The organism is bacterium (assembly GCA_040755755.1).
Lineage (GTDB): Bacteria > SZUA-182 > SZUA-182 > DTGQ01 > DTGQ01 > DTGQ01.
In genome coordinates this window covers 33,829-57,400 of the sequence record JBFLZW010000072.1, presented here as the reverse complement: position 1 = coordinate 57,400, position 23,572 = coordinate 33,829, and the positions used below count along the sequence as shown (strand labels likewise).

Sequence of the window (23,572 nt, the reverse complement as noted above, 5' to 3'; positions counted from 1 at the left end):
AACTTGTTGATCTAAAAGCTCATAAGGAATGGTTGGTAGTATGGATTCAGCTATTGGCATCGGTGCATCTCATTTACAAATCTTGGTCCCGGTTATTTTAATAGCCAGTGCCCTGGTAATTCCCATCATTTCCAGGCTCAACCCGAAATACCGGGAGCCCCTGGTCCTTCTGGTCACCGTGGCCGGTTTTACAGCCTCTCTGGCGATCCTGACCAAGGTCCTGGCCTCCCCCACCGGATATATCGAGTATCTGACCGGATATCACTGGGGAGGCAAAAGCCAGCTCCAGACAGGCCAGCCGATCGGCATCGCCCTGCGCACAGATCTTTTCGGGGCCATCCTGCTGATTTTGATCAACGGCATCGGTTTTCTGGCCTCGCTCTATTCCTGCCGATACATTCACCATGAAGTACCGAAGGAAAAGCACACCTATTATTACACTCTGCTGCTCCTGATGCTGGCAGGAATGTCCGGGATTGCCATCACCGGCGACTGCTTCAATTTCTATGTTTTTTTCGAAATCGCTTCCATCAGCTCCTATACGCTGGTCTCTATCAGCGGGCGGCCTGAGTCGCTGGAAGCCACCTTCAAGTATATTCTCACCGGGGCTTTGAGCTCAATCCTGATCGTTTTTGCCATTGGGCTCCTCTTTAATGCCACCGGAACGCTCAATATGAATTATGCCTCCCAGCAGATTGCCAAAATCGTCGGCTCTCATCCCGGATCACCGCTCTCTCCCTACCGGTATCTGGTTTATGCTTCACTGGGATTATTCATCATGGGATTCAGTATCAAGGCTGCCTTTTTCCCCAGCCATGCCTGGCTGGCTGATGCTCATCCCGCGGCCCCGGCATCGATCAGTGCTCTTTTATCCGGACTGATTGTCAAAACTACCGGGGTATTTTTACTGATTCGCTTTGTGTTCACGGTTTTTGGCATCCATAAAGGCTACTATGGAGAAATCATCTCTCCGCTTTTTTTAATTATCAGCAGTATCACCATTCTGAGTGGCTCACTTTTTGCAATAGTTCAGACGCAGTTAAAAAGAATGCTGGCCTATTCAACCATTGCCCAGATGGGGTACATTCTTTTCGGGATAGCTCTGATCACTCCCTATGGGCTGGCCGGATCTATCCTCCATATCGTTAACCATGCCATTGTTAAGAGTTTGATGTTTCTGTGCTCCGGAATCATTCTGTACAAAACGGGCATCAGGAATATCACCGACATGGGAAAATTGGGATATCGGATGCCTGCCACCATGGCCTGTTTCACCATCGGAGCCTGTTCGCTGGTGGGGATTCCTCCGATGTGCGGTTTCATGAGCAAATGGGTTCTGGCTACAGCCACTATCCAGGCGGGTATGCCGTGGCTGCTTATTGTTCTTCTGGTCAGCAGCCTGTTGAATGCGGTTTATTATTTTCGGGTAGTGGCGATCAGCTATTTTGGAAATCCGAAGATAGAGATAGAGACAGTTGACGAAGCATCTAAAACAATGTTGATACCGGTCTGCATTTTAGCCGTATTAGTAATTATCCTGGGAGTGCTCGTAAAATATCCTTATCACGGTGCTGCCTTGCCTGCGGCCAGGCTGCTGTTAAGGTAAAAGAGGTGAAGCTGCCCCCCTGGCTTTTACTATTGGCGCATTTTCGGTAGCTCAAGGAGACAACGATTATGATTAAAAGCTATCTTCCCCTGTTAGTGGTTATGTTCCCTCTCATTGCCATGATCTTTCGCCCCTTTGTCCAGAAGCACCGGCTGTATCATTATACGGCTATTGTCAGCGGAGTCACCATGCTCCTTATTCTCGCCATGTATCCGGCGATTGTCGACGGGAATATCCTTGACCTTACCCTGGATACGGGGCTGGGCTTCAATTTCGTTTTCCGGGCCGATCTGCCCGGTCTTTTCGTCGGCCTCATTTCCGTTGTCCTCTGGACCCTGTCTTCAATTTACAGCATCGAATATATGCATCATTCCCATGCACATGCCCGGTTCAACATCTTCTCTCTTCTCTCACTCAGCGGAATGATGGGCGTGGTCTTTACCGGAAACCTTTTCACGCTCTACATATTTTTCGAACTGTTGAGTGTGGCCTCGGCCATTCTCGTCTTTCACGAGGAAACCCCTGAGGCCATGAAAGCGGGATTCAAGTATCTGTTCCTGGGAATCGCCGGAGGACTGGTGCTCCTCTTTTCCATTGTCATGACCTATTACATTACCGGAACCGGAGACCTTACCCTGATCGGCCTCGGGCTGCAGGGGAGCAAATGGCTGCCCTGGATATTCTGGGGCTACATCATCGGTTTCGGAGTCAAAGCCGGTATGTTTCCTCTCCATATCTGGCTCCCGTCAGCCCACCCGGTAGCCCCCTCCGGAGCCAGTGCACTTCTTTCGGGCGTTATGATCAAGGCCGGAGCGTATGGAATTTTCAAGACCATTTACAATATCATCGGCTATCAGGACATTGTCAAGGATCACATGGGCCTGTTGCTGCCGATGCTGATTATCAGTCTGGTGACTATCTTTCTGGGGTCAGCCTGCGCCATCACCCAGACGGAAATCAAGAAGATGCTGGCTTATTCCAGTATTTCGCAGATCGGGTATATCATCATGGGATTTTGCCTGCTGGCTCCGCGGGGCATTGTCGGCGGCATGGTCCATATCTTTGGCCATGCCCTGATGAAAGGGACACTGTTCATGTGCGCCGGGGCATTTATTTATAAAACCGGTCTGCGGAACCTGGAGGACCTGAAGGGAATTGGACGGAGAATGCCGTGGATTACCCTGGCTTTCAGCATCTGCGCCCTGTCGATGATCGGGCTGCCGCCGTTTATCGGGTTCATCAGCAAGTGGTTTTTGGCCCTGGGAGCGCTGGATATGATGAAAATGGGTAATTACTGGCCGGGATTGGGCTTGATCGCCCTCCTGACCCTGCTGCTCAGCAGTCTGCTGAACCTGGTTTACTACGGTCCGGTAGTCATCGGTGCCTGGATGCAGCCAAGAGAGGAGCACGATGCAGCCCACCAGCCTGCCGGCAGCCATGCTGCCGTGGCGGATCACGCTCATGCCGCTTCAGCCAATCCAGGCTCGAAAGAGCATAAAAGCGAAGATCCCAATTGGGTCATGCTGACGCCGATCTTACTATTAACCACTGCTGTTCTGGTCTTTGGCATTGCGCCGGGCATACCGCTGCGCATTGCCTGGCAGATCAGCCGTATATTCTTCCCGTAATCAGGAAGGAGTTTTATTGGATGTCTGGTAACATTCCCCTGCTCTATAAATTGTATTGGGTTGGATTAATCGCCATGGTGGTTCTTATGGTGTCGTATTTTTTCTTCCTCCATCAAAGGGAGAAACATCGGCTTATCAAGCCATTGACCTTACTTTTCATTTTCTTGGCTCTTTCCCTCTATCTCATGGAGCAGGGACAGATTTTAAGCGGGTATTTTGATTCTGCCGCAAAAGTATTTGTTCCCGGATATCATGAGGTCAATGAGATAGGATTTTTACGGTTTTTTTACAAGCTGACTCTGGGGATCGCTCTTTGGGCTTTTGGATTTATCACCTACCTGGACAGGTTGAAAAATAAAAAAAGCAGCACTTTACGGGGGGAGTCAAAATGACGCAAGGAGAAGGAGAATGAACTCGTCCGAGCAGACCAAGATATTGATTGTCGATGATGATCCGGATACGCGGGATATTATCCGGCTGAGTTTGAATTCCCGCGCTTACCGTATCTCAGAGGCCCGAACAGGCGTCGAGGCCCTGGAAAAGGTTAATGCCTATGATCCTGACGTTGTGGTGCTTGACGTTATGCTGCCGGAAAAGTCAGGCATGGAAGTGTGCAAGGCACTGAAGGAAAGTACCAAAACCGCCCATGTTCCGGTAATCATGCTGACAGCCAAACAGACCATAAACGATAAAGTTGAAGGGCTGAATATCGGGGCTGACGATTACCTGGTCAAGCCCTTCGACCCGGTAGAGCTGGAGGCCAGAATCAAGGCCCTGCTCCGGAAAATGAGGCGCGATCTCTATGCGAATCCCCTGACGCATCTGCCGGGCAATGTTCCCATCGAGAAGGAAATCCAGCGGGCCATTGATGAGCAGAGAAGCTTTGCAGCCCTGTTCATCGATCTCGATAACTTCAAGGTCTATAATGACAATTACGGGTATGCGGCTGGAAACAGGATCATCAAATTTTGCGCGCACACGATTTCAGACAGCGTAAGGCGCTTTGGCAACCCCCAGGACTTTACCGGCCATATCGGCGGCGACGATTTTGTGGTCCTGACCACTCCTGATAAAGCGGATCAGATCTGCCAGGAAATTATCAGAATCTTCGACAGTCTCATTCCGATCCAGTATAACGAGGAGGATGTAACCAGAGGATACCTGATCAGCGAGGATCGAAGGGGAGAGGTTAAAAAATTCCCGCTGATGACTATTTCGATTGTGGTTATTACGAATGAAAACAACCAGTTTATTCATCATCTCCAGGTTGCTGAGAAGGCAGCGGAATTAAAGAAGCACGTCAAGAGGATTGAGGGGAGCAATTACCAGAAGGACCGGCGAAAGACTCAATCAACGGCCAAAAATGAGGCGACCGACTCTCCGGTCACCCTGGACGGGTAAGGAAAAAGACGAAGGCAAAGACCAAGATTAAGGCAAATACCAACACCAAGGCAAAGTCAAAGACAAATACAAAGACAAAGGCAAAGGACACCACAGAGACACAGAGGCACAGAGAAACACAGAGAAAAGGCAGAGCGTTTTTCTCCCTCGTCCCTTTGGAGAGAGGGTTGGGGTGAGGGACTTGGGGTTAGTAGCACGAAGGCAATGACACTGCCCTTGAGGCAGGGAGACCCTGTGGCAGGGGAGGCTGGGTGGGGGTGATGGTTGTTACCATCCTTCCTCTGTGGTCGCTGGTATTTTTTATGTTTTCAGGAATAACGAATCTTTCGATTACTCAGAAATTGATGATCGGGTTTCTGGTGGTCATCTTTTGTACGATCACGGTGGGAACCTTTGCCTATGTTTCCCTGCTGCGGGTTAGTTATGAGCTTCGGGAAATGAGCGGTAAGCTGGACCCTTCCAGTCCGAAGGACCGGGAGGTTATCCGAAGCACGGACCGGTTAAACAGGATAGCTGCACGGGATAGAGTCATCCTCTTTGCAGGTACGATGCTGAGTTTTATCGCCACCTTGGGCGTATCGTTATTTTTGGCGAACAGATTTGCCGATCCGGTCATTTCTCTGGCCAAAAAGGCGGAATCGATCGGCCAGGGGCAGTTGAATGAGCGGATTGCCATCAGCAGCCATGACGAGATCGGAGAGCTGGCCGGAGCGTTTAACCGCATGGCTGCATCTTTGCAGGACCGGCGGGTTGAAATCGAGAGGGTTAATCAGGAACTGGAAAGGCGGGACCGGGTATTGTGTGAAGCCAATGCGAAACTGGAAAGGCTGAATGCCATAAAATCGGATTTTCTCTCAATCGTGTCGCATGAGCTGCGAACGCCGCTTACAGTAATCAAGGGATATATCTCGTTAATTAAAAACCAGCGGCTGGGGCCGGTCAATGAGCAGCAGCTCAAGGGGCTGACTATCGCCGATGAGCGGGCGGATCACTTGAATAGTCTGATCAGTGACCTGCTCGATCTGTCCCGGATCGAGCTGGACAAATATGAAATCCGGCAGGAGGTTTCGGATTTTGCCAGAATGGCAGGAGTCACCATCGATTCCATGCGGCCTCTGTTCGAGAAAAAGGGAATCCGCTTCACAACCCGTATCCCGGATGGGCTTCCCCAGGTTTATGCAGATAAGCAGAAAGTTTCCCAGGTACTCACCAACCTTTTGAGCAATGCCATGAAATTTACTCCGGCCCGGGGAGAGGTCGTCCTGGAAGCTTTTCCCGAAGTTGAGGAAGGGGCACAGGGTGAAAACTGGCCTGCTCAGGACTTTGTGCAGATCAATGTCAGTGATACGGGCATCGGCCTGGACGAAGAGGAAATCCATAAGATTTTCGATAAATTTTACCAGGTAGACAATTCGGCTACCCGTGAACACGGAGGGACCGGACTGGGGCTGTGCATTGCCAGAAATATCGTGGACCTGCATCATGGACGGATGTGGGTCAAGAGCAGGAAGGGAGAGGGCAGCACCTTTTCCTTCACCTTGCCCAGAGCCGGAAGAGCCTTGACTGAGGCCGCCGGGACCAGAGTAGAGCCTTCGGATAAAAAGATGCCCTGCAACAGCCTGACGGCTGAGGATGCCCCAGACAGACAGCAGGATGCCAGGAAGCGTCATATCTTGGTGGTTGACGATAATCCGGTTATCCGGGATTTGATCATAACCTGCATCAGCAGGCAAAATTGGAAAATCGCCACTGCCGGTGACGGAATCGAAGCCCTGGAAAAGATCTTCCAGGACCCTGTGGATTTGATACTGCTCGATATCAGTCTTCCAAAACTAAGCGGCTATGATTTATGCCAGATCATCAAGATAAACGAGAAAACCCGGAACATTCCGGTAATCATCCTCTCGGCCTCTGCCCAGCGGTCCGAGATTGAACGAGGGTTCCAGATGGGAGCGAATGACTATATCACCCATCCCTTTGTGCCGGAGGATGTAGTAAGAAGGATTCACAATCTGATGAATGTTGTGTAAGAGAGACCTATGAACCAGATGAGCAGCATGTTACCCTTGTTAGCATTATCCATTCCCCTTCTCGGAATTGCCGTGATTCTGCGGATCAACCGGCGATTTCCGGAAAAGGTCAACCTGTTTACCGCGCTCACCACGCTCCTGACCTTTCTGACCGTTGCCGCCATGTACCCGGACATCAGGGCGGGAAAGGTCATCACCAGGACCTTTGCCATGTTCACCCCTCCTCAAGGAGGATTTCCCCCGCTGGTTTTCTCGTTCAGAGTCGATGCCCTGGGATTCTTCATCGGGCTTATCGCAGTGGGGGTCTGGATGCTGTCCAGCTTTTTTGCCATTGAATTCATGCGGAAAAAACATGCCCGGATCCGGTATGATGTTTTTTCGCTCCTCACCCTGGTGGGCATGCTTGGCGTGGTCTTTACCGGGGACCTGTTCAGCCTGTATGTCTTCTTTGAGCTTCTGAGCGTAGCCTCGCTGGTGCTGGTGCTTCACGAACAGACCCCGGCGGCCATGCGGGGGGGCGTTATCTATATCTTCATGGGAATCTGCGGAGGGCTCATCCTCCTGATGTCCATTTTACTGACCTGCTCCCTGACCGGCTCGATCGACCTTGCCGTGGTGGGCCTTGGATTAAAGGGAAGTAAATGGCTGCCGCTGATTTTCTGGGGCTACATCCTCGGCTTTGGGGTGAAGGCAGGCATCTTTCCCCTGCATTTCTGGATGCCTTCGGCTTATCCCGAGACTCCGACCTGCGCTGTGGCCCTCTCGTCCGGTGTCATGATCAAGGCCGGGGCTTACGGGATTATCCGGACCATCTACAGTATCATCGGTCTTGAATCCCTGCGGACAGGTGTTCTGGTGCCTATCCTGCTGGGAATGGCTCTGGTGTCCATTTTCATCGGCTCTGCGGCGGCCATTAATCAAAAAGATATCAAAAGGCTTCTGGGTTACTCCAGTGTATCGCAAATCGGCTACATCATTCTCGGCCTGACCCTGCTTTCTCCTCTGGGGCTGACCGCCGGGATTCTGCACATTTTCAATCATGCGATCATTAAAGCCGCCCTGTTTTTGTGCGCTGGTGCATTTATCCATCAGACCGGCAAAGGGTGTCTGAATGATCTGAAAGGAATCGGAAGGAGCATGCCGCTGGTAACCGCCTGCTTTACGGCAGCAGCACTGTCGATGATCGGCCTTCCGCCCTTCAACGGGTTTATCAGCAAGTGGTTTCTGGCTGCCGGAGCACTGGATGCGGTCAAGGTGGGCTCCTATAATCTGGGGGTGGGCATTCTGGCCGTCGGCACCCTGATTGTCAGCAGCTTCATGAACCTGATCTACTATGGCCCGATTGTCTATAACGCCTGGTTTGGAATCCAGGAGGAGGGTAACAGGGGAGCGAATCGGCAGGACCCCAGGCCGGTGATGATGATTCCGGTCTTCCTGCTGGCTCTGGGAACGGTGATTTTCGGGATTTTCCCTGGCTTCCCGCTGGCTCTGGCCCAGCGGATCAGCCAATTTTATTTTCATTAGCAGTATGAGATTTTTTCAGCATCAGAGAGAAGAGTTGTGCCATGAACAAGATAACAGCATCGGTCGGCGTCGGCGTGGTTTTGGTATTTTTCCTTTTTTGTTCTCTTCCTTCCCCTGCTTTTTCTCCTCCCTCCCTGGTGTCTGAAGTTTGGGCCTCACAGCCCGCGGAGCATAGTTCTCATGCAGCAGGGGAAGTCACCCAAAGAGTGGCTCCGGAAACGTCCATTCCTTCCCCCCTCCCGCTGGTGGTTATCCTCATCCCCCTGATCGGGGCTCTGATGCTCCTGTGGCTGCGGGACAGTCAGGGGCAGGGGATCATTGTCACCCTGTTCAGCGGTCTGACCCTGGCCACTTCCCTGCTGATGTACTCGCCGGTGATCCAGGGGCAAAGGTTTGCAGGCGCTCTGCGCCAGGGAATCTACTATGCTCTTCCCTTTTTGCCCTCGTTCTCACTGAATTTGACCTTCAGGGTCGATCCTGCGGCCTTTACGCTGGCGGTTTTTACCTGCCTGGTATGGTTTTTGGTTGCCATGTTCTCGCAGGGGTATTTAGCCGTTGAGCAGCACCGCCTGCGGTACAATTTCGCCAATCTGTGCTGCCTGAGTGTAACCCTGGGGGCTTTCCTGGCCGGGGACCTCTTTACTCTATACATATTTTATGAATCGATCCTTCTCTTTCTCTACCTGATGGTTATTCATCGCGAGGATGAGGAAGCCCTGCAGTCTGCCAGGGTTTATCTTTACTTTGGGGTATTTACCGGCCTTTTGCTGCTGTTCGGAATTTTCCTGTTCTCGTATTTTGCCGGTACGGTTGACATGCAGAGTGCGGCGGGTGCCCTTGACCGGATGGCATATCCGGCTCTCAAGTATGGGGTGGCCGCGCTCTTTCTCATAGGATTTGGCGGCAAAGCCGGTGTCTTTCTTGAGCATATCTGGATGCCTTCATCCTATGGTTCAGCCCCCTGCCTCACCGCTGCCCTCTCGTCGGGGGTCATGATCGAGGTTGGCGCTTATGGGATATTCCGGACCGTCAACCTGATTTTTGCTCCTTCCAGCCACCTGGAAAACTCCGCGGCCTGGATGACCTGTGCGCAATTAGGCTATGTGCTGATCTTTGTGGGGATCATGACCATGCTGCTGGGGGCTGTCAATGCCCTGCTTTCCACCCAGGCGCTGCGGCTTTTAGCCTATTCCAGTGTCAGTCAGATGGGCTACATTGTCATGGGCATCGGCTGCGCTGCCTATATGGGCAGGAGCGGGGCGATGGGCCTTGCAGGAGCCCTCTACCATATCGTCAATCACGCCCTGTTCAAGGTGGGCTTATTCCTGAGCGTCGGAGCGGTCTACTTTCACACCAGGGAGCTTGATATCCGAAAACTCGGCGGATTGTGGCGGGATTTGCCGATTGCCGCCCTGACGCTGCTGATCAGTGTCCTGGCTATTGCCGGCTTCCCTTTGCTGAACGGTTTTGCCAGCAAGACCATGCTGCACCATGCCATCCTGGAGGCCTATCAGCACTCGGTCCATTTCTCCCCCACACACACTCCCGATTTCGGGCTTCGGATAGCTGAAATCATTTTCATCATTACGGCTGGCGGCACCTTCGCCTATACCATGAAACTTTTCAGCATGGTCTTTCTGGGACCGAAAAAGGAGGCGACGAGTAAACCGGTTTCTTCTCCCTCGCCTCTGGGCATGAATATCTCACTGCTTCTTTTTTCAGCAGGTATTGTGCTCTTTGGATTGTTTCCCAACTGGCTGCTGGAGCATTGTATCGGTCCCATGCTGCCCTACTTTGGATTTGACGCCCATTCTCATGCCTATCATCTGATCTATAATATCCATGCTGCCGCTCTGCCCCACTCCACCCTGCCGCTGTGGTATGATCCGGTTCACCGGACCCTGCTGGCCAGTACGGAGGCAATTCACAACCTTTCCGGCGGCAGCACGGCTATTTTGGCTGGAGGAACGATTTTCCTCATCTTTCTGGCTTCCGGGCTTTCCGAAAAAGTCCTGTCGCCTGCCTGGGGATTGACTCCCTATTACCAGAAAGCATTTACCGGCTTTCGCACTGTGTGCCGGGTAACCTACCAGAGAGTTGTCGGGGTGGCCGAGAAAATTATTTCCGTGCTGATGGTGTATCTGTGGATTCCGGGAATCAAACGGGAACTGATTGTGCCTGATCCGGTTCAGCATGCTGAAAAAGGCATGTTCCGGCTGATTTCCCATGTTGACGAGCACTATGCCCGGTCCGTTGATCAGACCGTTCGGGCCAAGGGAATATTCGGCCACATTTCCCAGGTCGATGAGAGCTATACCCAGGTTATCGACCGGACTGCCCGGACCAGGCGTATGTTTGGTCATTTTTCCCGGGTAGATGCGATGTACGATATGGTTTTTGATAAGGCCAGGGCTGTTGCCGAGAGAAGGCTGTTTGACAGAATTTCACATGCTGATGAAAAATTTTCAGACTCTTTTGACCTGGCAGCGGACAAGCGCAGCATTTTCGATAACGCCACCAGAGCGGATGGCCAGTTGAGTGGAGCGTATGACCGGGTTATTTTCAGCCGCTTTTTCTGGGGCATGTTAACCAGACGCGATGAATTCAAGGCCGGGCTCTGGAAGTATTTTAATATCGTTGAGGTCTGGTATGACAGGTTCATCGAGCGAGCGCTCTTTGATATTATCGGCTCTGAAGATTTGTCGAAAATCCAACTGGGAGGAAACGATTTTGCTCAATCACGGTTTTTGCGCATGTGTAAAAGGGCGAGTGAAATCCATAGCGGGGATATCAGCAGTTATATTACCTGGATTACCATAACCCTGACAATCATCGTCGCCACCCTGGTCGGCTTTTTATACATTAAAACATTTTTCGCCATGATCATAGCTTTATCGACCATCGTTACCTTTTTTGGGGTACTGGCCGCTGTTATAACCTTTTTTTTCAAACGATAGGGATGAAGGAAGTGAGAGCCAATGCAGTCGAAGGAAAAAGAAGATATCGGTGAGGCATTGCAGGTTATTTTGGTTAGGAGCTTTACTTATTTAAGCTTATTGGTTATTATAGTCATCATCATTTACTTCGTGAGGAGGAAACCTTTTCAGGATCCGGTTCCGCCCGGAGCACGGGGCATGGTGGCCATTGTCGATGGTTACGCGGAATATAAAGCGCATATCCAGGGGCTGCGGGAGGGACTATTGTTCAAGGGGATTCATACCATCTTCTATCAGGAGTCAAGCCTAGGAGAAATTAAAGAGGATCCCGTTTATGTCATCGGGACGGAGAAAGTGAAACGGGTTCTTGAAAAGCTTCCCGGACGTACGATCATCGGCTATGCTCAATTTCAGGAAAAACCTGCTGCCAATTACACGGGAGTCTTTTCCGGATTTGACTGGTCCGAGAGCATGAAGCTGTACACCAGTATTTTGCCGGGGCTGAAGACGATTGGAGTTCTCTATTCAGAAAGCATCCCCGGATCCAGAGAGCAGGTTGAGGCCCTGCAAAATTTCGCCCGCACCAGTCAGGGCCTTGAGATAAAGCCCCTCCCGATTCCTGAAAACGGGAGGGAGTTACCGGAGAAGCTGGATTTCCTGTTAGATAAGATAGATGCTCTCCTGGGAGTTGTTCAGGATAAAAATGTCGAGGCAGCCTTGCCGGTCATTACTTCGAGCTGCCTGAATCGCAGGCTCCCCTTCATCGGAGGCGGAAAAATAGGAGCGCAAATGGGAGCCCTGGCTGCCCTGGAATATGACCAAAAGCGGTTAGGCAGGCAGGTAGCGGATAATATTATTTATCAGATCATCAAGCAGAATAAAACTCCTGCTCAGATTCCCATTCTTCTTCCTCGACCGGATATCTTTATCAACCTCTCTACTTCCTATAGGTTGGGCATCCAGCTTCCCAAGGATATTCAGGCCAAAGCTGCGGAAAAGTATTCCTAGCAGCCTTGTCGGAGATTCCTTGTAATCCTCTTAAAAATGGGAATCCATTAGAAAAAAGAGGCGAATTATTCTAATTTGAAAGATGATGGAATAATACCTAAACCAAATATGATTATCCAAGGGCCGATACTTCCCGAACCGGTCCAGGTGATTACGACTATCCCTATGGGCGAATGCATCAAGCTCATTGGTAAGGGTATGAAAAGCGGCCAGGTGTATGAGCCTGTCTTATCGCCTGAGCAGTTAGCCACCCTGGAAACTACGCCGGAAAAGGAGCCATTCGATGGAGATGCCTCGCGGTTCCGCCTTGGGATTGAGGCCATACGACTCGCCCTGGCCTATGAATATGATCCTTACTTTACCTTATCCATTGCCCGGGTTGATCCATTGCCACATCAGTTGGAGGCAGTCTATGACTATTTCCTGAAGCTGCCACGCATCCGTTTTCTGCTGGCCGATGATCCGGGAGCAGGGAAGACAATCATGGCGGGCCTCTTAATTAAGGAGCTGAAAATTCGGGGATTGATTAAGCGCACCTTGATTGTCACGCCTGCCAATTTATCGTTTCAGTGGCAGCGTGAGATGAAAGACAAATTTCGCGAGCAATTTGAAATCATCCGGGGAGAAATCCTGCGGGCAAATTATGGCTCTAATCCCTGGCAGGAGAGAAATCAGGTTATCACCTCAGTATCCTGGGTTTCACGGATTGAAGATGCCAAAGAAAGCCTTCTTCGCAGCCACTGGGATTTGATTATCGTCGATGAAGCCCATAAGATGAGTGCATATAGTTCGGATAAAAAAACGCTGGCTTATCAACTCGGTGAGTCCCTATCGCACATGACCGACCATTATCTCCTTATGACAGCCACACCGCACAAGGGCGATCCCAAGAACTTCTGCCTGTTTCTCGAACTCCTGGATAATGATGTCTATGGTGACGTTAAAAGCCTGGAAGAGGCCATGAAGCGGCGTGAAGCTCCTTTTTATCTCCGCCGTGTTAAGGAAGCGTTAGTAACCTTTCCCGATCCTGATACAAAACAAGTGAAAGCTCTTTTTTCAAAACGCAAGGTTCAGACTACAGAATTTCAGATTTGTGAGAAAGAATGGGATTTCTATGACAACCTGACCCGGTATGTAGAGGATCAATCCATCAAAGCTGCGGCAGATGACTCAGCCCGCGGCCGTGCACTTGGCTTTACTATGGCTATGCTGCAACGCCGGTTTGCTTCCAGCATTTATGCCGTTCGCCGAAGCCTTGAGCGTATGAAAGCCAAGCGAGAAAAGATCCTGGCTGATCCTGATGGCTACCGAAAAGAACAAATCCTCAAAAAAGTTCCTGATGATTTCGATGACCTTCCGGAAGATGAACAACAGGAAATCATTACCCAATTAGAGAATGTGGTTGCATCGGTCGATCCTCCTGCGCTCAAGGAAGAGATTTTGCAGCTCGCCAAACTCATTGACCAGGCATATCTTTTAGAGCAAAGGGAAATTGAATCCAAACTGGTAAAGCTCAAGGAAGTCATTACCAAACAGGGGATATTTCATGACCCGAAGATGAAACTTCTCATCTTTACTGAACATAAAGATACACTCGACTATCTGGTTGGTGACGGTAAAGATAACCGCCCGTTGGGAAAGCTGCGTGAATGGGGACTTGAGGTCACGCAGATTCATGGCGGCATGAAAATCGGCGACCGGGATACCCCGGGGACCCGTATCTATGCAGAGCGTGAATTCCGTGAGGAAAGCCAGATTATGGTCGCCACCGAAGCGGCAGGCGAAGGTATAAACCTGCAATTTTGCTGGTTTATGATCAATTACGATATCCCCTGGAATCCAGTACGCCTTGAGCAGCGCATGGGCCGTATTCACCGCTACGGTCAGGAAAAAGATTGCCTGATTTTTAACTTCGTTTCAACCAATACCCGCGAGGGCCGTGTTTTACACAAACTGTTTGAGCGTATTAAAAGTATTGAGGATGATCTTGATCCGAAGCGTACCGGCAAGATATTTAATGTTCTCGGCGATGTCTTTCCTTCGAATCAGCTTGAGCGTATGCTCCGTGATATGTATGCTCATAACCTTACCGAGGAAGTCATTAAGGATCGTATTGTTGAGCAGGTAGATATTGAGCGGTTCCGGAGGATCACTCATTCCACCCTGGAAGGACTGGCCAAGCGAGAGCTGAATCTCTCAGCTATAGTAGGAAAATCCGCAGAAGCGAAAGAGCGGCGGCTGGTCCCCGAGGTAATTGAGGATTTTTTTGTTCAATCCGGTCCTTTGGTCGGCGTACATCCCAAGGTCCTTACATCCCAGGCTGCTTCCCCTAAGGGAAAAGAGATGGGAAAGAAAGACTCACACATTTATCGAATCGGCCGTATTCCCCGGACGCTCTGGCCAGTGGGCGAGCGGATTGAGGCACGTTTCGGCAAACTGGGACGAGAATACAAACAAATTGTCTTTGATAAGAATCTCCTCACCGATGATCCTACCCTGGAGTGGATAACACCGGGACACCCCTTATTTGAGTGCGTCAGAGAAGATGTCCTGGATCAGGTGCAGAATGACCTTCGACGGGGTGCGGTGTTCTTTGATCTTCACCATAAAGAGCCCAGTCGATTGGATGTTTTCTCAGCAGCGATCCGTGATGGGTGTGGGAATATTCTTCACCGGCGTCTTTTTGTAGTTCAAACCAATCTTGACGGCACGATGGCCGTTCGGCAACCCACCATTTTTTTAGATTTAACCCCGGCACCTGTCGGTACTAAAACTTTAGACGATGATGCCATGCCTGACCGTGGCCGGGTCGAACAATTTCTTATTGAGAAGGCCCTGCATCCTTTTCTCGATGAAATCAGCGCCCAAAGGGAGAAGGAAATCGAAACCATAACCCGCCATATGGAGATCAGCCTGAATGAATTGATCCATCGTCAAAATTTAAGGATGGCGGAATTGCTGGAAAGCCAGCAATCCGGCGAGACTAATCCCCTGCTGTCTGCCAATATCAAAACTACCGAGGATCGTATCGATATATTGAACGCTCGCTTAGAGCGGCGCAGGGAGGAATTACAGCAGGAGCGCCATTGCACCATTTCTGATATTCAGCACCAGGGACGAGCCTGGGTATTGCCTCATCCGGAGCGTTCAACACCCGATATTGCTCCTATGGTTCGCGATGAGGAAATCGAGAGGATCGCAGTACAAAAGGCTATCGCTCATGAAGAAGCCCGTGGCTGGGTTGTTGAAAGTGTCGAAAATGAGGATAGGGGCTTTGATCTTATCTCCCGGAAACTGCACCCTGAAGACCCGAAAACAGCCACCGAGGTTCGATTCATTGAAGTAAAGGGACGGGCTGCAGTAGGTGATGTGGCCATGACAACCAACGAATATAAGACTGCCCAGAGGCTCAGGGAAGATTACTGGCTCTATGTTGTGTTTAATTGCGCTGATATGCCAGAGGTACATACCATTCAGGACCCGGTACGTTTAGGCTGGCAACCTCTGGTAAAGATTGAGCATTACCATGTGGGGGCCAAGGCGATACTTGGTGAGAAAAACTGCAAGAATGAATAGTGCAATCTCTATCGACTACAAGTGTATCCCCTCACATGAATGTGAATACATAAAATAGTAGTAACTACTCAGGCACAGAAGCTCTGTGCCTGAGTAATTACCCCTATACAAGCCAAAGACGAGCGCATCATTTCGTCATTGGCTCTATCGAATTCATTAAAGAATGTACCGGTTGCCGCTATAGACTATGTTTTTACTCTCTACCGGACACTTTTGAGGTAACAACCGCGAATGAACGCGAATGAACGCGAACTGAACAAAGAGGACTCGATAATGAAGGCAAATCAAAAGAATTTATTAGCGTCTATTCGTGTGCATTCGCGGTTGATTACAGGAATTGAAAAAAAAGTGTCCGGTAGCGAATGTTTTTATTTCTCCGGAACATAGAGATAAGGCCGAGAACTGGTTAAAAGAAAATCGTGAAACTATAATCGCTCCGAAAGAGGAGGAAGAATCATGAAAAGATTACAACGTGCTGCTATACTCCTGTCATTGGCCAAAAACCTTAAGGATCATGGGAGTTGGTGTGGGGAGACACACATCCAAAAGGCAGCCTATTTCCTTCAACAAATGCTAGGAGTTCCGCTAGGTTTTGAGTTCACCTTATACAAACATGGGCCGTTTTCATTTGATCTGAATGATGAAATTACAGCTATGAGGGCAGACGCGCTAATTAGGTTGCAGCCTCAGCCCTACCCTTATGGCCCTAGTCTCCTCCCGGATGAAGGAAGCGAACTGTTAAAGGATCGCTTTCCCAAGACCTTGAAAAGATATGATAATCAGGTAAAATTCATTGCAGAAAAACTTGGTAGTAAGAAAGTAACTGAACTTGAATGTCTGGCTACAGCACTCTATGTGACTTATGAGTTTGATGGAGATGTCGAGACCAGGGCTCGCAAGATTAATGAACTGAAACCGCATATCAGTGTGGATGAGGCTCGATCAGCAGCTCATAAAGTCGATCAAATCATTAAAGAATCCCAGCAAATTCCAGAAGAGAGAGCAACTTGACTCAGTTTCCCAAGCGGTTAATCGAAGTAGATCTTCCCATCAAGCGGATTTCTGAACATGACTGCCGAGGGAGGATTACCCATTCGTTAAGAGTATAGAAACCAATGCACCGTAACCGTCAATCATGCCATCTCAACAGGGTGCGAGAGGTGATCTGGATGGAGAACGAGAAATTCGATTTTGACAAACTGGTAATGCTCCCCTCCCAAAGGGAGAACTGAGCATTTTGGGAGTTTACAATGAAGAGCAAGGAACTTACAGAGGAAGGGATACTCATAGCACTGAGAGAGCACAGTGATATTTTGAGAAAGTATAAAGTTAAAAGGATAGGATTATTTGGTTCTTATGCCAGAGGAGAACAAAAAGAAAATAGTGACATAGATTTTCTTATCGAGTTTGAAACTCCCAGTTTTGATAATTTTATGGATCTCGCTTTTTATCTTGAAGATTTATTTGGTAGAAAGATAGAACTTATAACGAAAGGCAGTTTGAGTCCCTATATTCAACCACACGTAGAAAAAGAGATCAAGTGGTTATGAAGCAGAACTTACCGTATCTTAAACATATCCTGGATGAAACAAAATTTCTCTTACATGAAACCAGCGGATTTACCTATGAAGATTTTATCTCTCATGAATTACTGAAAAGAGGTTGCACCAGAAGCCTTGAAATTATTGGTGAAGCAGTAAAAAGTCTTTCTCATGATTTCAAAAAAAGATACACAGACATTCAATGGAAAAAAATCGCTGGGATGAGAGATAAAATTATCCATTATTATTTTGGAGTGAACTGGGATATTGTATGGGATGCTATACAGGACAAGATTCCTGAGTTAAAAGAAAAAATAGAAAAAATTATTGAAGAACTAGAAAAATAAGTAAATTCTCAGGGAGCATGCGGTTTGAATCGATACCCCAAGCGATTAATCGAAGTGGATCTTCCCATCAAGCGGATTTCTGAAAATGCCCGCAGGGAAAAAAGCATAAGGCATGGGCATATCTCCACCCTCCATATCTGGTGGGCGCGACGGCCACTCGCAGCCTGCCGTGCGGTGATATGTGCAGCCCTGTGGCCAGATCCGGCAGACCCTCTTTGTCCTGATTCGTTCCGGGAAGCAGCAAAGGAGTGGATACGAAAATGGGCCAATAATTACCGCGCATTATTGAGCCCCGAAAGTCTCAAGCGATTTATAGGCTTTCAGAAAAACCCTGATAAATTTAACGATAACTTGGAGCTGCGATATGCACTGCTTGATTTCATAGCCGATTTTTCCAACTGGGACAATTCAACCAGAGGAGAATATCTGGAAACCAGCAGGGCCTTAACCCAAACCGCTCATGAGGCATTGGGCGGCATGCCGGGAACAAAGCCTCTTGTGGTGGACCCTTTTGCCGGGGGCGGGTCTATTCCCCTGGAAGCATTGAGAGTAGGAGCGGATGCTTTTGCCAGTGATCTAAATCCTGTTGCTGTGCTTCTCAATAAGGTAGTGCTGGAATACATCCCAAAGTATGGCCAGCAGTTAGCTAATGAAGTTCGCAAATGGGGTGAGTGGATAAAAAAGGAAGCGGAAAAAGAATTGGCCGAGTTTTACCCCAAAGATCCGGATGGCGCTACGCCTATTGCCTACCTTTGGGCGAGGACTATTAGGTGTGAAGGGCCAGGGTGTGGAGCGGAGGTGCCATTGATAAGGTCCCTGTGGTTGGCTAAGAAGGGGAGCAGGTCTGTAGCGCTGCGGATGGTTCCAAATCAAAGAGAAAAACGTGTGGATTTCGAGATAATCCAGAACGCTAAAGCCCAGGATATAAAAGATGGGACGGTTCGTCGTGGGTCTGCTACTTGTCCTTGCTGTGGATTTACTACTCAAGTGGATTCGGTGCGGCGGCAATTGAAAGAGAGAAAGGGTGGGACAGCAGATGCAGTGCTACTTTGTATAGTAACAACTCGAGTGGGTCAGCAGGGACGATTTTACCGTCTACCTAATGATTATGATATAAAAATTCTTAAGAATGCAGCTCAAGAACTAAAACAGCGTGATAAAGCGCATGTAGGCCAATTATCACTTTTGCCCAATGAGCCGGTTAATCCATTACCTCATTCTGTTAACCGGGTTCCACTCTATGGGATGGAAACATGGGGAGATGTTTTTACGCCCCGTCAAGCACTTATGCTATCAACCTTTTCGCGGCTAGTACATAAAGCAGGGGAAAAGGTAGCAACCAACCATGAAAAAGGATTAGCTTCAGCAATACAGTCATTATTAGCTTTAGTATTGGATAAACAGGCTGACTTGGGAAATTCTTTAAATGCATGGGAACCTATTGCGCAATGTCCTCGACATCTTTTTGGAAGACAAGCAATCCCAATGGTATGGGACTTTGCAGAAGGAGTGCCTTTAAGCATTTCGAGTGGTTCATTCAAAGTTTTTTTTGATACATTGGTAAAGACACTTTCCAATATTGGCTGTAACTGGTCGGTTGGCCAAATTGAATGCTCTTCTGCAACCGCGCACCCTTTACCCGATAGTGCAGCTCAATGTTTTTTTACAGATCCACCCTACTACGACATGATCAGCTATGCAGATTTAAGTGACTTCTTTTATGTTTGGTTAAGAAGAACCTTAAATGGAAAACAGTGGGAATCCCCACTAACTCCAAAAGCCGAAGAGATAATTGTTGAGCCAACACCTGTCGAGAGTGTTGGTATCAAGGATGTAAATTTCTACCTTAAAAAGATGACACAGGCAATGTCGGAAGGGCAGCGAATACTATCCCCAGGCGGCATTGGCGTAGTTGTCTTCGCTCATAAGTCTACATCTGGATGGGAGGCTCAACTACAGGCAATGATGGATGCTGGCTGGATAATTACAGGCTCGTGGCCAATCGATACTGAAATGGCCACAAAAGTTGCTGGTATCGGGCAGTCTCGTTTGATGTCTTCAGTTCATCTCGTCTGCCGTCCCCGCCAAAAACTCAACGATCTCCTCCACCCCGCCGACATCGGCGATTGGCGTGACATCCTCGCAGAACTTCCCACCCGCATCCATGAATGGATGCCCCGTCTATCCGCCGAAGGTGTCGTCGGTGCCGACGCCATTTTCGCTTGTCTTGGTCCAGCCCTGGAAATCTTCTCTCGATATTCAAGGGTAGAGAAGGCCAGCGGTGAACAAGTGACACTCAGAGAATATCTCGAACACGTCTGGGCTACTGTTTCCAGGGAAGCCTTGAATATGATCTTTAAGGGAGCAGATGCCACCGGATTTGAAGAAGATGCCCGGCTCACGGCCATGTGGCTGTGGACCCTCTCGACCGGTGTAAACGGGAACGGAAACGGAAATGGCAATGGTAAGGCTAAATCTGTCCCTAATGAAAGACAAGAAGACGACACCGAGGATGAAGAATCACCTGCCACTGGAATTAAAGTAAGCGGCTTTGTCCTTGAGTATGACGCGGCTCGAAAAATCGCCCAGGGTCTTGGAGCCCACCTGGAGCATTTGACAAGCATAGTGGAAGTAAAAGGGGATAAGGCTCGACTCATGCCGGTATCGGAACGGACAAGGCATCTTTTTGGCAAGGATGAAGATAAGGCTCCCCAGGCAAAAAAGCAGAAGAAAAAAACGAGACAACTTGCTCTTTTTGTCACCCTTGATGAGGTTGAAGAGGAAAGTGGAGGCTGGGGGGAAAAGAATGTACCAAAACTCGGCATCACCATCCTCGACCGCATTCATCAAAGCATGATCCTTTTTGCCGCAGGGCGGGGTGAAGCCCTTAAACGGTTTTTAGTGGAAAAGGGTGTAGGCCGCGATCAACGCTTCTGGCGATTGGCCCAGGCACTGTCAGCTCTTTACCCGGCTCATTGTGATGAAAAGCGGTGGGTAGACGGTGTCTTGGCTCGCAAAAAAGGGCTAGGATTTTAACGGAGAATGAAATATGAACCTGAGACCCTGGTATAAGGTTGTTACACCGCGCGAAGATTTATGTGAAGGCAAGCCTCTCGATGCTGCTGAGTTTGCCGTTCATCTCGACCAGGTTCGGGATGGAAGAGCGCCGGGTGTATATCAAAATCCCAGACAGTTTTTTGAACGTACCTATCTGACCCAAAATTTAACAGCCCTTGCTTCTGAAGCTCTTCGACGATTATCCGGTGAGAGAACTGAAGCCTCGGCTGTTTTTAATATGGCTACCCAATTTGGAGGCGGGAAAACCCACGCATTGACTTTGCTCTATCATCTGGCCCAGAGCGGACCAGATGCCAATAGCTGGCCCGGGGTGAATAAAATACTGTCCAAGGCAGGGATAAACAGTGTGCCCAGGGCAGCTACGGCCGTATTTGTCGGTACGGAATTCGATTCCTTAACCGGCCGCGGCGGCCATGACGGAAGACCAATTCGGAAAACTCCCTGGGGTGAAATTGCCTATCAGCTTGGTGGCGAGGAAGCCTTTGCTCTTGTGGCTGAGCACGAAAAACAGATGATTGCTCCGGCAGGAGATGTAATCCGCAGAATACTTCCCCAGGATCGGCCCTGCTTAATCCTTATGGACGAGTTGATGAACTATGTCAGCCGGAATCGCAAAAGCGGCCTGTCAGTACAGTTTTATGATTTTCTTCATAATTTGTCAGAGACTGCTCGTGGTGAAAAAACTATTGTCCTGGTAGTGTCTGTACCTGCATCTGAAGAATTGGAGATGACCGTTGAAGACAAGCTGGATTATGAGCGTATCAAGAAGATGCTGGACCGTCTTGGCAAGGCGGTAATTATGTCTGCGGAGAGCGAAACATCGGAGATTATTCGTCGCCGGTTATTTGAGTGGGAACTACAAGCGGTAGGCAGCGATGGGAAAGTTTTACTCAGCAGGGATGCGAAGCAAACCTGCAGCGAATATGCAGAGTGGATTGTTGACCATCGATTGCAGATTCCAAGCTGGTTTCCTGTTGACCATGCCAGGGAAGCATTCGAAGCTACCTACCCGTTCCACCCGGTATTGCTCTCAGTCTTTGAGCGGAAGTGGCAGGCATTACCCCGTTTTCAACAGACACGGGGAATCTTGAGGCTTTTAGCCATATGGGTTTCCAGGGCTTACCAGGAAGGGTATAAGAGAACATATGGGGATTCCCTCATTGGCCTTGGTTCAGCCCCGCTCGATGATTCAATGCTGTTTCGTCCAGCCCTACTCGAGCAATTGGGTGGTGACCTCAAGCAGTTTGAAACTGCTGTCACCACAGACATTTGCGGCAAGCAGGATTCTCATGCTGTCCGTCTTGATAAGGAAGCAGTGGATACCATAAAAAAAGCCTGCCTTCATAAGAAAGCAGCTACAGCCATTTTTTTCGAATCGAATGGAGGACAAATGAAGGCTGAAGCCACTGTACCTGAGATCCGTATTGCTGTAGCTGAACCAGGACTGGATATCGGCAATGTGGAGACTGTTCTTGAAGCCTTGAGCAACACCTGTTATTTTCTCTGTGTGGAGCGAAATAAGTACCGCTTTAGCTTTTTAAAGAACCTGAATAAAATCTTGGCTGACCGGAGGGCCAGCATCCAGTCGTCGAAGATCGATGAGCGGGTACGCAATGAGATACAGAAGGTATTCACCTGCGGATCAAATATCGTAGAGCAAGTCTTTTTCCCAGAAAAAAGCATCCAGATCCCTGACCGGCCTGCCTTGACGTTAATAATTGTTGCCCCTGACCAGGTAATGCAGGATGAAAGGAAGACTACCGATTGGGTGGATACCATGACCAGAGAGTATGGTACTTCAGCCAGAACCTATAAAAGCGCCTTGATTTGGTGTATTCCGGACGGAGCCAGTACCATCCGCGATGAGGCGAGAAAAGCTCTTGCCTGGGAGGACATTCGGGATGAGGAAGAGTCCCATCGTCTTGATGAGGGGCAAAGACGCCAATTGTTTGAAAGCCACCAGAAAGCGCAAAGAGACCTCAGGGAATGCGTCTGGCGAACCTATAAGAACATATTATTTTTGGGCAAAGATAACACCATGCGCCCCATAGACCTCGGGTTGGTTCATTCCAGTGCAGCCGATACCATAGTTACCTTTATCCTGAACCGGCTACGGCAGGAAGATGAGATAACAGAAGGGTATAGCCCCCTTAAATTGATAGCAAACTGGCCTCCCGCTTTCACGGAGTGGAGCACGAAGTCCGTTCGGGATATGTTCTACGCTTCACCACAATTCCCAAGGCTTCTTAAGCCTGAGATAATTAAAGACACCATCGCCAGGGGGGTAAGTAACGGTTTGCTGGCTTATGTTGGTAAGACAGGGATGGGTGATTATAATCCATTTATTTACAATAAAAGCTTGACTGCTCACGAAGTGGAGATATCAGATGATATGTTCATCATCACCAAGGAGGTTGCAGAAACCTGCTTAAGCACGAAAAAAACATCCTCTTCACCTGATACACCTACTCCTAATTATGCATGGCCTCCGGGACCTCCAGTCCCGCCTGAGCCCGGCAATTTATCAGATTTCACCGGGGTACAACCGAGGGGAGGAAATGCTACCGTTACACCTTCGCCTTTGCCAAGAGCTGGTGCCGCAAGATTGGCCTGGACCGGAGATGTCCAGCCACAGAAATGGATGAACTTTTACACCAAAGTTCTTTCTAAGTTTGCTGTGGGCAAAGGTCTAAAGTTAACCTTAAAAGTAGAGGTCGCTCCTGATGAGGGCATCTCAGAGCAAAAGATCGAAGAGACCAAAATCGCTTTACGTGAATTGGGCTTAGATGATAATATAAAGATAGACGATTGATCACTTATTATTCCTATTACTCTAGCTCTCATTCACGGCAGGATGAAAAGCACGATCCCAGGGATTCCACGGGGTCTTTCGACAG

Annotated in this window: 14 protein-coding genes; all 14 read left to right on the top strand. The window is 49.2% G+C overall.

Going from position 1 to position 23,572, the window contains the following annotated elements; translation table 11 throughout:
- Positions 1-40: 40 nt before the first annotated feature.
- The 14 genes from AB1611_19910 to AB1611_19845 all read left to right on the top strand — a co-directional run bounded on the left by AB1611_19910 (position 41) and on the right by AB1611_19845 (position 23,487).
- A complete protein-coding gene (locus AB1611_19910; GenBank protein MEW6381847.1) occupies positions 41-1,606 on the top strand; it encodes a proton-conducting transporter membrane subunit in 1,566 nt (521 codons plus the stop codon).
- A 68-nt stretch (positions 1,607-1,674) separates the two neighbouring features.
- The gene (locus AB1611_19905) at positions 1,675-3,234 is read left to right on the top strand and encodes a proton-conducting transporter membrane subunit (protein MEW6381846.1); all 1,560 of its coding nucleotides are present in this window, start codon (positions 1,675-1,677) and stop codon (positions 3,232-3,234) included.
- A gap of 20 nt (positions 3,235-3,254) precedes the next feature.
- Positions 3,255-3,626: a hypothetical protein gene (locus tag AB1611_19900; GenBank protein ID MEW6381845.1), complete on the top strand. Its 372-nt coding sequence runs from the start codon at positions 3,255-3,257 to the stop codon at positions 3,624-3,626.
- A 16-nt stretch (positions 3,627-3,642) separates the two neighbouring features.
- Complete coding sequence (locus tag AB1611_19895) at positions 3,643-4,635, top strand: response regulator (protein ID MEW6381844.1); 993 nt, start codon at positions 3,643-3,645, stop codon at positions 4,633-4,635.
- Positions 4,636-4,895: 260 nt separating this feature from the next.
- Positions 4,896-6,665, top strand: coding sequence for an ATP-binding protein (locus AB1611_19890; protein MEW6381843.1), 1,770 nt, complete (start codon positions 4,896-4,898; stop codon positions 6,663-6,665).
- Between the two features lie 9 nt (positions 6,666-6,674).
- Positions 6,675-8,189 (top strand): proton-conducting transporter membrane subunit, encoded by a 1,515-nt coding sequence (locus AB1611_19885; protein MEW6381842.1) that lies wholly within the window; start codon positions 6,675-6,677, stop codon positions 8,187-8,189.
- Between the two features lie 41 nt (positions 8,190-8,230).
- On the top strand, positions 8,231-11,146 hold the full coding sequence (locus AB1611_19880; GenBank protein ID MEW6381841.1) for a complex I subunit 5 family protein: 2,916 nt from the start codon (positions 8,231-8,233) through the stop codon (positions 11,144-11,146).
- Between the two features lie 21 nt (positions 11,147-11,167).
- Positions 11,168-12,133 carry an ABC transporter substrate binding protein gene (locus AB1611_19875; GenBank protein MEW6381840.1) on the top strand — a complete coding sequence of 322 codons (966 nt, stop codon included), beginning with the start codon at positions 11,168-11,170 and terminating at the stop codon, positions 12,131-12,133.
- Between the two features lie 108 nt (positions 12,134-12,241).
- On the top strand, positions 12,242-15,709 hold the full coding sequence (locus AB1611_19870; GenBank protein ID MEW6381839.1) for a DUF3883 domain-containing protein: 3,468 nt from the start codon (positions 12,242-12,244) through the stop codon (positions 15,707-15,709).
- Positions 15,710-16,165: 456 nt separating this feature from the next.
- The gene (locus AB1611_19865) at positions 16,166-16,720 is read left to right on the top strand and encodes a hypothetical protein (GenBank protein MEW6381838.1); all 555 of its coding nucleotides are present in this window, start codon (positions 16,166-16,168) and stop codon (positions 16,718-16,720) included.
- Between the two features lie 239 nt (positions 16,721-16,959).
- A complete protein-coding gene (locus AB1611_19860; GenBank protein MEW6381837.1) occupies positions 16,960-17,259 on the top strand; it encodes a nucleotidyltransferase family protein in 300 nt (99 codons plus the stop codon).
- Entirely contained in the window at positions 17,256-17,597 is a 342-nt protein-coding gene (locus tag AB1611_19855; protein ID MEW6381836.1) for a HepT-like ribonuclease domain-containing protein, read from the top strand. The genes AB1611_19860 and AB1611_19855 overlap by 4 nt, the downstream gene beginning before the upstream one ends.
- 24 nt (positions 17,598-17,621) lie before the next feature.
- On the top strand, positions 17,622-20,633 hold the full coding sequence (locus AB1611_19850) for a DUF1156 domain-containing protein (protein ID MEW6381835.1): 3,012 nt from the start codon (positions 17,622-17,624) through the stop codon (positions 20,631-20,633).
- Between the two features lie 13 nt (positions 20,634-20,646).
- Positions 20,647-23,487, top strand: coding sequence for a DUF499 domain-containing protein (locus AB1611_19845; protein MEW6381834.1), 2,841 nt, complete (start codon positions 20,647-20,649; stop codon positions 23,485-23,487).
- Positions 23,488-23,572 lie beyond the last annotated feature (85 nt).

What these genes read in the sequence shown, in the direction of transcription:
- AB1611_19855 (MEW6381836.1), top strand. Translation starts at nt 17,256, where the DNA reads ATGAAGCAGAACTTACCGTATCTTAAACATATCCTGGATGAAACAAAA.
- AB1611_19870 (MEW6381839.1), top strand. Translation starts at nt 12,242, where the DNA reads ATGATTATCCAAGGGCCGATACTTCCCGAACCGGTCCAGGTGATTACG.
- AB1611_19905 (MEW6381846.1), top strand. Translation starts at nt 1,675, where the DNA reads ATGATTAAAAGCTATCTTCCCCTGTTAGTGGTTATGTTCCCTCTCATT.
- AB1611_19910 (MEW6381847.1), top strand. Translation starts at nt 41, where the DNA reads ATGGATTCAGCTATTGGCATCGGTGCATCTCATTTACAAATCTTGGTC.
- AB1611_19890 (MEW6381843.1), top strand. Translation starts at nt 4,896, where the DNA reads ATGGTTGTTACCATCCTTCCTCTGTGGTCGCTGGTATTTTTTATGTTT.
- AB1611_19885 (MEW6381842.1), top strand. Translation starts at nt 6,675, where the DNA reads ATGAACCAGATGAGCAGCATGTTACCCTTGTTAGCATTATCCATTCCC.
- AB1611_19880 (MEW6381841.1), top strand. Translation starts at nt 8,231, where the DNA reads ATGAACAAGATAACAGCATCGGTCGGCGTCGGCGTGGTTTTGGTATTT.
- AB1611_19900 (MEW6381845.1), top strand. Translation starts at nt 3,255, where the DNA reads ATGTCTGGTAACATTCCCCTGCTCTATAAATTGTATTGGGTTGGATTA.
- AB1611_19865 (MEW6381838.1), top strand. Translation starts at nt 16,166, where the DNA reads ATGAAAAGATTACAACGTGCTGCTATACTCCTGTCATTGGCCAAAAAC.
- AB1611_19895 (MEW6381844.1), top strand. Translation starts at nt 3,643, where the DNA reads ATGAACTCGTCCGAGCAGACCAAGATATTGATTGTCGATGATGATCCG.
- AB1611_19860 (MEW6381837.1), top strand. Translation starts at nt 16,960, where the DNA reads ATGAAGAGCAAGGAACTTACAGAGGAAGGGATACTCATAGCACTGAGA.
- AB1611_19845 (MEW6381834.1), top strand. Translation starts at nt 20,647, where the DNA reads ATGAACCTGAGACCCTGGTATAAGGTTGTTACACCGCGCGAAGATTTA.
- AB1611_19875 (MEW6381840.1), top strand. Translation starts at nt 11,168, where the DNA reads ATGCAGTCGAAGGAAAAAGAAGATATCGGTGAGGCATTGCAGGTTATT.